This window comes from Desulfobotulus sp., assembly GCF_034006065.1.
Classification (GTDB): Bacteria; Desulfobacterota; Desulfobacteria; order Desulfobacterales; family ASO4-4; genus Desulfobotulus.
The window spans coordinates 1-11939 of record NZ_JAVETM010000061.1 but is presented as its reverse complement, the minus strand read 5'-3'; the positions used below and the strand labels follow the sequence as shown (position 1 = coordinate 11939).

General features: G+C 57.2%; 4 protein-coding genes. All 4 read left to right on the top strand.

The genetic code is table 11. From position 1 onward, the window contains the following. Positions 1-683: hypothetical protein (locus RBR60_RS14985; RefSeq protein ID WP_320358249.1), on the top strand; the 683-nt coding region annotated here is incomplete at its 5' end. An 18-nt stretch (positions 684-701) separates the two neighbouring features. Beyond that, positions 702-2306, top strand: a complete 1605-nt coding sequence (locus RBR60_RS14980) for a hypothetical protein (RefSeq protein ID WP_320358247.1) — start codon at positions 702-704, stop codon at positions 2304-2306. 111 nt (positions 2307-2417) lie between these two features. Beyond that, positions 2418-10667: a hypothetical protein gene (locus tag RBR60_RS14975; RefSeq protein WP_320358245.1), complete on the top strand. Its 8250-nt coding sequence runs from the start codon at positions 2418-2420 to the stop codon at positions 10665-10667. Then, positions 10664-11939 (top strand): hypothetical protein (locus RBR60_RS14970; protein ID WP_320358243.1); only part of this gene is annotated, 1276 nt, incomplete at its 3' end. The genes RBR60_RS14975 and RBR60_RS14970, both read left to right, overlap by 4 nt.

Sequence of the window (11939 nt, the reverse complement as noted above, 5' to 3'; positions counted from 1 at the left end):
GTGTGATGACCCAGCAGGGATTTTCCCGTTTTCTTTTTGATGAGGTGGATGGGCAGTATCTTCTGGTGGAATTGGCGGGTAACAGCCTTTTTGGTGCCAGCCTGCGGGAATGGCTGGATGAGGTGCCAAGAATTGCAGGCGAGGAAATGCGGAGGTCTGTTCAGAATCCACAGACCCCAGATACACCCGTGAAGCCTGAGGTGCCTGAAGATGAAATTGTTGCAGAGGTTGCCTGTTCGGCCTATGCCCTGGGCGCATGCCTTAACCCTCAGGATTGCACCTTTGTTGCAGGAGGTTTCTGGTATGAGGGCCGTTGCAACAGCCAGGCCCAGGTGGTGGAGGTTTGTGACGCCAACCACCTGTATCTGTGTACCTCCCAGGCCCAATGTGAGGACGCCATGGGACAGGGGTATTGGTACGGTGGGAGATGCAATACATTGAGCGAAGAGGTGAAGTGCCTTCAGGAAGGGAAGGTATGGGAGTCTTTTCAGTGTCTTACCCAGGAAGAATCGTGTCGATCTAAGGGGCTTTTTTGGTACGATGACAAGTGCAATATGGCCCCTCCGAGACCTGTGGATACGGGATGCTCTCCTTCGAATCTGTCTGCCTGCACAAACGAATTTGACTGTGTGGAAATGAACGGAGGGTTTTGGGAAAGCAATACATGTATACCGCCCTACTAAGATTGGGGAGTGTCCTCCATGACTTCTAAAAAAACAGCCATTCTGCTGGCACTCTTCATAGTGACGTTTCCCATGGTTCTCTGGGCCTCCACGGAAAAGGACGCCACTTCGGTCTGGCGTATCCGTGGTCGATCGGAAACCAGCGTGGAGTGGAAGGAATCCAACGATCCCGGCACCACCCTGACCGAAGACGTAAGCTTCCGGCAGGAGCTTTCCCTGTCCGCCACCCGTCCCCTGGAAGGCGGCAGCATGGGGGTGAGTCTCCGGGGTCGGGGTACCAATGATCGGCAGGTGGACGGCCAGGACGCAAGGCTTCTCTATCTGAACGCTTTTTTCAGACGCAATGAAGTTCAGATGGAGCTTGGGGATGTGGCGGCCTCCTATCATCCCATGGTGCTGTCCACGGCCCTGAAGGGAAGCAAGGTGGAGTATGGTCGCGGTCGCCAGGAGGGCTGGAGTATCAGCGCCATCACCGGCATCCAGAAGGCGGGCTGGGATGAATTGTATGGCGACAACAACAGGGATTCCGTGGATCGTTATGTGGCGGGCCTGGAAACCACAGGGAAATTCGGGCCGGGTCAGGAAGTTTCCTTTGCCGCATCCACGGTGCGGGATCATACCAACCGGGATTTCCGGCAGGCGGGTCTTGATCCTCTCCCGCCTGCGGAAGCCGTGACAGCGGGACTTCAGTGGAACTGGCGTTTTAACCGCTATATGCAGACCCGTGGGGAGGGGGCCTTTACTCGGTCGGACGAAAATACCCGGGACGGCTTTGGGGCCAATGAGTCGGGTGCCCTGCGCCTGCGTCTGCTTACCAGCCCGATTCCCAGATCCTTACGAATGAATTTTCTCTATGAAAGGGTGGAGCCGAAGTTTGCTCCTGTGGCAGGCAGCGCGCCAAGGGATACGGAGCGAGTGGAAAGTGACGCCACATGGATGATTTCTCCGGCGCTGAAAGCCCGTCTGACCCTGAAAAACCGGCATGACAATCTCGATAAACAGCTTGCCGGAACTCTGGAAACCAATGAAGGAGTGCTGGACTTTGACTGGCGACCCAGATGGGCCCGAAGGATGGACCTCAATTTCCGCACCCAGGTGAAAGAAACCAAAGGACGGGGGATTGAGCAGACCCTGGGGATCGGGGAAATCGGAGCCCAGTTCCGGACAGAGGCGGGATGGCGTTATGGGGTGGGGTGGATTTTCACGGATATTGAGGACAAAACCACAGGTGCTGAGGACCAGCAGATTCATACCCTGCGGGGCACCTTTGGCTGGAACAAGCGGATTGGGGAAAACCATACCTGGCGGGCCACCTTCCGTCTGGACGGCAACCGGATTGACAGAAAATCCGGAGATCAGAATGCTCTGGGTGGCAGGGTGGATCTGGGCTATGACGTAGGCAGCCACTGGTCTGCGGACCTCAGTGCGGCCACCCGTAAAACCTACCGGGATCGGGCCGAAGACAATGAATACCGTGCCTATGAAGTCCGGGGGAACTACCACCCCGGAGGTGATCGCTCCAAGGCCATTCGCATTTCCGCAGGCAGGCGGGAGTATGACAATGAACAGGGACTTGCCACCCGGGAGCATGTGGCCAAGATTTCCTATCTTTTCGGTTTCTGATGTTTAAAGCCCTCCATGAACCGCTCCTGCTTTTTTCAGGGGAGCGGTTTTTTTTGAAGCTCCCGTCCCCTTTGCCCATCTCCTGATCCCTCAAAGAACAAGGGAGGAACCATGGTTTTCCTGTACCGCCGCCTTTTTCCCCTTCTCCTTGCCGCTTTCTTCCTTCCCTTTGCGGCTTTCGCCTATGAGGGCATGGAGCTTGGCTATATTGATGCTGTCACGGTCAATGATGCTCATTTTGAGGATCTGGATCGTAACGAGATTGTTTTCTATCCCGAGGATTTGCGAAACGGAGAGGTGATTTTCCGGGGGCTTCTTGAAAGTGAAAACCGGAAAGTGCCCGTGGAAAGCCTTGGTGTGGAAATCACCCTGGACGGCGGAAGAAGCTGGCAGGCGGCGACAGGTCATGGGAAATGGGAGTTTCGTTTCAGACCGGAACTGGAGAAAACCTATGCCTTTGGCGTTCGTGTGGTGGAGAGAACCCCCCAGGCGGAAGAGGTCTTGCAAGGTGTCCGGGATTTTGAAATGGCCATGGGGCCCTTTATCCTCCGGGGCATTGCGGAAAGCGGGGAAGAGGGCCTTCGGGGTGTCGGTGTTCTGGATCTGGGGTTTCTCAACAGCCTTCTTCCTTCCGAAAATGGGAAAAGACCGGGTCTGGAGGTGAGTTTTTCCGGCTTAAAGCCTGATCCTTCCCTGCGCCGCATTGTGGCAGGCCGCATTGACGCTTCGGTGAATCTCAATGTTTCCCCCATGGAAGGGGCTCTTTTCCGTATCCGCTCCATGCAGTTTACCCCGGAAGGCGGCAAAATGACAGGAGCCCTGGGCCTCAGTCTGGACGGAGTTTCCATCCCCACCCTTCCTTTCCGGGATCTGACCTTTACCCCCCAGGGCATGGCAGGCCGCATTGCCTACAGGGCCCGGAGTCCCCAGAAGATCCCCCTTATTACAGGAGAGTACGGGGCAAGCCTGATGCTGAAGGCCCTGGCTCTCGACTTTGATACCCAGAAAAAACGTCTGGCCCTTTCTGACGTGGACGCTTCCCTGGTCTTTTCCGAAACCTTTGGCGATCTTTCCGCGCAGAAGGTGGCCTATGGAAATGGCATCTGGCGCTGGGGCAAGGAGGCAGGAGAGGCTGCAGGCCGCCTTACCCTTCCGGGTACGGCTGTGAAAATTTCCGATCTGGGCGGCAGCATTGAAAAAGGTCTGAAAGGTATTGTGCTTTCAGGCCGTATGCAGATTCCCGTACTGGACAGCGCCCTGGAGCTGAATCTGGAAGGGCCTTCGGCCCTGCGCCTTACGGCCTCGGGTCTTTCCACCCAGGGCCGGATTTCACTGGACAAACTGGATACGGGCTTTGATCTGGGAGGCTTTGCCGCAAGGGTCAAAAGCCTTTCCCTTACCATCCGGAACAACCGGGTTTCCGGAACCCTCACCGCAGGCCTTACCCTGGAGGCTCTTCGCAATGCCAGCCTCGATATCCGCGCAGACATCCGGGATACGGGGCTTCACAATCTTGAGACCCAGGCAGGTCCCTTTGTGCTGCCCATTCCCGGTTTTGCCACTCTCCATCTGGAAAAAACCCGTCTGACCCTTGGGGGACGCAATGGGGTGTCCATTGATCTGGATGGTTTTCTGGAAGTCACCCATCCGGGCCTGAAACAGCTTGTGGCGGATACAAACCGGGATCTTTCCAAAGAAGGGGCTGCCTATTTTAACCGGCTTGGGGGTGGGCTTCAGGGCCAGAACCTCACGGATCTGAGGAAGGATGCGGGAGATCTGAAGCAGGAGGCCAGAACGGGCCTTGGCAAAGCAGGGCAGAAAGGGCGGGAGGCTCTGGGGCAGGCCGAGGGGAAGGGACGGCAGCTGGCTTCCGCAGGTCGGGATTTTGTTTTTTCCAATTTAAGGATTTTTAAGGATCGCCTGGAACTTCCCACAGCCAGTGCGGGGTGGCAGAACTTTTCCACCCCCATGAAGGCCAGTCTGGATGGTTTTTCCCTGTCTGCGGAATCCTGGGGGCTGGGGGTGGCAGGGGGCGTGCTCTGGGCCGGACTGAAGGGCAGTGCCACCGTCCAGCAGCCCGCCTTTTCCTCCCAGGCAAAGGCTACGGCCCAGTTTTATCTGGATGGCCGCTTTGAGGTGATGGACTTTGCCGCCAATGCCTCCCTTGAAATGGGAGCCTTCATCCTGCATACGGATGCCAGCCTTTCCGGAGGGCGCATCAGCGGCAGGGGAACCCTGATTTCCAAAGTGCCCATTCCTTCCCTTCCTGATCTTCTGAAAAATGCCGAAGACCGCCTGCAACTGGATGTGTTGTTCACCAATCTGGAGGCCGCAGGCGGAAAAATCCTTTCCGGAGTCATTGATCTGCCTCTGCCCGAAGGACTGGAGATTTCCCTGCCCCTTGCCAGCATTGAACTGAAGGCCCTGCATGTGTCGCCGCATGCGGCCCTGGCCGATGCCAGCGTCCGGCTTAAGGGGTTTCCCGGCATGGAAGCCATTGCTTTTCATGGTCTTTCCCTGGGCGAAAATGGTTTCAGCGCCAGCGGCAATGTGGCGCCGGAGACTCCTTTGGTGTGGACGCTCTTTGACAGTCCCCAGGACATCACCCTTACCTTGCGTTCCTTTGCCTTTCATGTGGATACGGGAGCAGGACAGTTTTCCCTTTCTGATTTAGACGCAGGGCTGGCCCTGGGTAGTGCTTATGGGGGCCTTTCCTTTCCTCTGGGCTTTCAGAATGAGGCTTTCAGTTGGGGTAGCCTTGCGGGGATGGTCCCGGAAGCCCCAGGGAGTGCCTCCCTCAAAGGGGCTGCGGGCCGGGTACGGGAAGGGGCGGGCCAAGTTCAGGCTGAAGCCCGGCGTTTTGTGATACCGGGAACGGAGGTGACCCTTGAAAACCCCGGCGGCACCCTGAGGCCGGGCCTGTCTCCCAGTCTGACTCTTTCCGGTGTGCTCCGCATTCCGGGGTTCAGCGAACCCTTTGAGATTCCCATTCCCGACGAAACCCCTCTGGTCATCAGCCGTTCCGGTATTTCCACCCAGGCGGAGATTCTTCTTACCGAAGGCCTGAAACAGCTGCCCCTGGAAGGTTTTCCCCTGCTGCCGGAGCGCATTGCCCTTTCTTTGGCAGACAATGTGCTGGATCTGGGGCTTTCCGGTTCCCTGATTCTTGAAAAATTTGGTGGCATTGCCCTTGCCGTGGATGCGGATTTCAACGGCTTTGGCTTAGACCGCCTGAGGGTGAATCTGGATCGGATGCAGACCCGTGTTTCCCTGGAAGGCTTTGCGGATCTTGATTTACAGCGCATTGCCACAGGGTTTAACGAAAAAGGTCTTTTTGTGGATCTGGACTGTGACCTTACCCTTACCCATCCCATGCTTCAGTCCTTCACCTCCGTAAGCGGGGAGGATCTGCGGGATACGGCCGCATCCACCGTCGCTGGCCTTGGCGCTGAAGGCCGGGATCAGGCTGAGGCCGCAGGGGAAAAAGTGGCGGCTGCGGCCCGTCCCATGGCCTTGCGGGGACTTCAGATTTATAAGGATGCCCTTTCCTTTGGAAAAGGTCTTGCAGGCTGGCATGCCTTAAGCCCTGCGGCCATGGCAAGGATCCAGGATGTGGATCTGCTTCTGAAACAATGGGGTCTTGGCGCAGAAGGCTCCCGTTTCTGGGTGGGCTTTCAGGGGGCCATGGCCCTTCAGGCCCAGAATGCGGATACCGAGGCCCAGGCCACGGCCCAGTTTTACAGTGACGGCACTTTCCGGCTTCTGGACATGAATTTTGCCGGAGAATTTCAGATCGGCCCCTTCCGCCTGCTCACCGATGCCCAGTACAGCGAGGGCAGACTGACCGGCTCTGGTGTAGTGGTGTCGGATCAGCCCATGCCCAGGCTCCCCGCCTTTCTGAAGGATGAGGCGGGTTATCTGAAGGTGGCCGTGGATTTTGCGGATCTTGTGGTGGATGCGGCCGCAAAACGGGTGACGGGTGGCCTCATTGCCCTGGATACGGCCTTTGATCTTTCAGCCCCCCTTACGGAAGCCCAGGCCATGGTCATGGCTGTGCGGCGGCTGGGCTTTTCTCCCCAGGGGATGCTGGTGAGCGGTGCCGTTGATCTGCCGCCCCTTTTCGGTGGTCTGGAACTGCCCACCCTGGAGGTGACAGACCTTCAGATGGGTCTGGAAGGCTTTTCCGGCATCACCCGCCTTGGGGCAGACTGGGACAGTCCTGTCCGCATTGGCATTCTGGAAACCCTCGGGGTGGATATTCTGCTGTCAGGCATCGTCCTTTCCATTGACTGGTCCAGACCCGGACTTTCCAAGGTTTCGTTGACGGATCTTTCCGGCAGCCTTGATACGGGAAGGCTCTTTGCCACCCTGGAGGAAGCGGCGAGACCGGCCCTGCTCTTTGCCGAAGGCGCTCTGCGGTTCACCCTGCCGGAAGCCTCCCTTCCCGGTATGCCGGATCTGGGACTTAAGGATCTTCAGGGACGCATTCTTCTGGGGGCCAGCGGGGTACAACTGACCCTCGATGCCCTTTCCCTTTCCATGAACGTCCTGGATACGGAAGTTCGGGTCGGAGGAAGCGGAATGCGGGTGGACAGTACGGGCCTTTCCGGAGAATTTTCCCTGAATACGCCCCTGACACTGAGCACCCAGGGCTATGGGGGCCGTCTTAAAACCTTCAGCCTGCGTCTGGACCAGAACCGGGTTGCTGCGGGAAGTCTTGGTCTGGATCTGAATCTGGAGCGGTTTTTCAACCTGGAATTTGCCATGGAAGGCATTCTGTCCGCATCCGGTCTGGACAGTCTCCGCCTTGCCACCAACGCCAGCATTCCGCCCATTACCCGTTTTCAGGAACTGGCCATCCTCAACATTCAGGATCTCAGTGCGTCCTATTCAAAGGAAGCGGGCCTTTCCCTTTCCATGTATCCGGAAGTGCAGTTCACCCACACCATGCTGAAGGATATGGAGACCGTAAGGCTCAATGCCCTGCGTATCTCTAAGGATGCCGTGGATTTTTCAGGCCTCACCCTGCGGCAGCAGCCGGACAACATGAAGCTTCCCATGGGGCCCCTCACGGTCGCCATCACGGATCTGGGCCTTACCCTTTCTTCCTCAAGCATTTCCACCACCATCAGCGGCAGTGCGGAGCTGGGGGATCTGGCCCGGGGGGCTGTGACCATCACGGCCTCACCCAGTAGTTTTTCCATCAACCGCATTGCCCTGACCTACAACCAGTATGGGGTGCGCATTGGCGGCGGGCTGGAATGGGACGGAGCTGCCAGCCGTTTTGCAGCAGATGCCAATCTTTCCATTGCCGGTGTCATGAGCGGAGCGGCGGAGATGGAACTTGGCCGCAATACCCAGGCCTCTCCCGCCTATACCTGGTGGCGGGTGGGTTTTTCCGCTTCCATGGGAGCACCCATCCCCCTTTCCCCCATACCCCTCAGTATCTATGCCTTTAACGGTGGGGTGGCCTATCACATGAAGGCCGTGAGCAGCGGCGGACAGGTGAGCTTTATACCGGATGCCAGTGTGCCCTTTGTCTGTCAGGCGGGCCTCACTCTGGGGACAGCGGGGGATATGGGCTACACCTGGCACGGGGACATGATGCTCACCCTTCAGCCCGGAGCCCCCATCCTTTTTTCCGGAGACACCTATTTTCTGAAAGAGAATCTGGGAACCACGGAAAAACGCTACCTGCGGGCCACCATCACCATCGGTGTGTCCCAGCCCTACTTTTCCCTTGTGGGCAATGCCAAGTTTCTCATTGATGAGGCGAGCCTCGATATTCTCGATGTACGGGCCAATTGCAGCATACAGTTCGGCCCCACATCCAGAGACTGGCATATCTATATCGGCACCAAGGAAAACCCCGTATCCGTAAAGGCCATTGCCGGGTTTTTCACCGGAGACGGCTATCTCATGATGGACAGCAATGGCATGAAGTTTGGCTTCAGCCAGAGCTTTGACCTTTCCGCCTCTGCGGCCTGCTTTTACGGCAGACTCTATGGGGGTGTGGCCATGGACTTTGTGGCCAGCATCCGGCCCTTTTATGTGGATGCCGAAGGAAGGGTGTGGATCGGCATTGAGGCCGGGGTGAAGGCTTTTGGAGAGCGGTATGCCATCATCGAGGCCTATGCTTCTCTGGAGATGAAGTTCAGAACCCCCAACCCCACCTACATGCGGATCAAGGCCAAGTTCCGGTATTCCTTTTGTGCGGGTCTTGTTTCCGGCACCTACCGCATGACTTTCTGGATTCCGGAAAAGCCGGACAGTGCGGAAATTGACGATCCCACCCGGTTTCCCCTGGTGGGCAATCTCCTGCCTTCGGAGGGGGCTACGGATATTCCGAGAAGCATGGCCTTTGAGCTGAGCACCACCCTGCCCGTGGATGAGATTTTCATTCTCGATAACGGGAAAAGGTACATGCTCCGGCTTCTCGATGTGCGGAACAATCCTTCCTACAGGTCCGGAGCCGTCACAGGCTTTGCGGACTATATTGACATGGGCAGCGGAACCGACGGGGTCAATGCCCTGGCCCTGCGCAACAAGGCCACAGGACAGGATATTCCAAGGCCCATCGGCGGGGTGGACGATAAGGATACCATCAAGATCCGCAGTTTTGATGAACTGGGCCGGAAGACGGCCTATGCCCTCTATGCCCGCGCCCATCTTCTGGAAGTGAAAGGCAGTGTACGGCCCCAGGATCCCTGGCGGGGAAGGTCCGCAGCCGAGGTGTTTGCCGGGGTGGCCTATGATGAGGGGATTCGGGTGGCAAACTTCACCACAGTGGATGCCCCCAGTCTTTCCGGAGCCAGAGAGATCATTGAAAAGGTGTATCCCGGTCCTTCGGATGAGGTGGTCTTCCCGGATACGGAGGTGCGGATTTACTACAGGGTTCCGGCTTCGGGCCAGACCTTTGCCACCACCAACCGGCATTATGTGGTGGATGCCACAGGAGAGAGTGTTGTGGGGCCGGAGGCCTGGCTTCAGGGGCTGACAACGGCAAATACCATTGCCGCCACCCAGCAGTGGGTGAAATTTGTCAAGCCGACGGCACCCCTCACGGGGCAGATGTATTTCAGGGATGAGATGACCGGAGAGGTGAGACCCGCCCTGGTGATCATGGGCCATGAGCACAATCCCTTCACAGGAGAGGAATGCTGGCGGCAGGATTGCTCGGATCAGGCGCGAAACCTTGGGACAGGTGCTGCGATGGGAAGTGCTGGTTCCAGTGCAGCGAGCTCAGGCGGCGGATCCGGGCCTTCCGGAGCGTCCTCTCCCTACAGCCTTGCCACGGGCGGGGGCTATACCCTGACCACAGGAGGCCCTCTCAGTGCGACCCAGCCTTCCCAGGCAGGTCTGAGTCCCCAGCAGTCCGCAGCAGCCGGGGCGGCTTACCGCTATTCCCGGTATCGCAGCGGGGCCTATGCCATTGAGGTGCTGGATGCGGAGGGCAGACGCATTTACCGCAGTCCCTTTGAGGTGAGTGCCCAGGCCCTTTCCAATGCCCAGGTGATCCAGGAATCCCAGGATGCCCAGAATCTCACCGCAGATGATTTTTACAACTGGACACCGGAGGTGGGAGACATCAATCCCCTGCATGTGTCCATGCACCTTTCGGGCAGCGCATGGGGGGGGCAGGTGGAAACGGAGCTGATTTTCTGGAATGAGGCCCATCAGCAGAAACGTTCGGCCATCGACTGGAAATACCATTCTTCCGGATACGGAAGCTGTCCCCGCAATCAGGCCCTTTCCTTTGATGCTCTCATGGCCTACTGCCCGGCGGCTCTTCTGGAGTATGAACTCTGGCTTATGACGAACCCCAGACCCGTTCCCGTTTCCTCCCACGGGGCTCCGGGGGATCTGATTTTCACCTTTGAAACCACAGCTCCCCTGAACTGGGATGGCACAGGGCTTAGTTTTGAAATTCAGAAAAAGGGGAATTATCCCTCCATTCAGAACAGCCTTCTCACCCTTCGTCTGGGAAGACGGGATTATGAGGTGATCAGTGCGCCCACGGCCACAAAGCATCTGATTCTGATTCCAAAGGAGAAAATAGTGTATGCAGGTACCCAGAACCACAGCTTTCAGTATGACCATGACTATCATAAGGCTGTGGTTCGGATGCAGGCCGTGAGAACCGTTGCAGGTGCGGACGGAACCTATGATACCCGTGTTCAGGGGGAGAGTATCTTTAACTGGACGTTGACGTATAAGCGGGATGTGATTGACCATATCCCCCAGTCCTGCAATGGAAATCATTATACGGGGATTCATTGTACGCCTGCACAGACGATTTTTTCCGCACCCTATTTCGCCATTTACCACTATGACTACCATCATGGAGTGATTGCCCAGTGAAAATACGGAAAAGCAGTGTGTATCCCATTCTTTTTTTCTTTTTCATGAGTCTTGGGGCCTTTGCCTCCGTGCAGCAGGAGATGGAACTGATTTTCATGTCCAAGGTGGATGCTTCCGGTGTCCGGCTGAAGTGGGTTCCGAAAGACAAGGGGCTGGACTATCACTACAACCTGACCCGCCAGAGGGTTCTGGATGCAGGCGGGCTTGGGGAGGCTGTGGCGCTGGGGACTTTTCGCATGAAAACCCGAAGCGAGGTGGAAGGCCTGTTCGGGGAAGATGTGGCAAAGGAGCTGACCCCTCTGCTCTGGCCCCAGTCCCTCTACCAGACGGATTTTGAGAAGCTGAGGGTGCTGGCGGAAGAGGAAAACCGTAAGGGCATGCTGTTTTACCTTGCGGAAAGCCGAAAGGATCTCATGGAGATCCTGGGAATCACCCATACAGACAGGGGAATTTCCGAACCGGGTCGTTATCTCTATACCCTGGAGGCGAAACGGGATGGCAGGCCTGTTGCCACAGTCCGTACCCTGGTGGACAGCCGGGTGCCTGCGCCGATGAACATTCCCCATGCAGAAGCCGTACGCTATGCCTGGGGAACGGCCCTTAAGTGGACTGGTTATGATGCTTACGGTGTCTTTCATATTTACCGGGCTACGGGGGAAGAGGGCCCCTATGAGCGGATTACCCAAAGGCCTGTGGGGGTAAACTATGAAATCAACGAAGCCCGTCAGCGGGTCACACCGCCCTATTTTTATTCGGATACGGAGCTTGAGGCGGATAAGGTCTATTATTACAAGGTTGCGGGGATTGACACCTTCGGGGATGAGAGCCCTTTGTCCCCTCCTGCCTTTGCCGTCCGGGATGCGGCACGAAGACCGGCTCCGCCTGCTGCGGTATCCATCGAAGCCCTGGACCGGGAAGCGGGGCTTTCCTGGGTCTCCGATGCTCCAGGTCTTCGTTTCCATGTGTTCCGAGGCTTAAGGCCAGACGGAGCCTTTATCCGCCTTACGGACAGCCCTCTGGAAGATACGGCTTTTAAAGATGGCAACCTCAGCTATGACACGGACTATTTTTATTCCATCACCGCCCTGTGGGAGGATGGCAGGGAAAGCCTCATGTCGCCGCCTGCGCATTTTCCCTGCCGGGATCTTATTCCGCCCGCAAGGCCCGAAGGGATTCGGGGGTTTTCCAGGCCAGGCCAGATTGTTCTGGAGTGGGATAGCGTGAGGGATACGGATCTTGCGGGTTACAGCGTGTTCCGTGCTCTGGATGCCC

Bases quoted from the DNA above. Each gene is read 5' to 3' on its own strand.
- RBR60_RS14980 (WP_320358247.1), top strand. From the start codon at position 702: ATGACTTCTAAAAAAACAGCCATTCTGCTGGCACTCTTCATAGTGACG.
- RBR60_RS14975 (WP_320358245.1), top strand. From the start codon at position 2,418: ATGGTTTTCCTGTACCGCCGCCTTTTTCCCCTTCTCCTTGCCGCTTTC.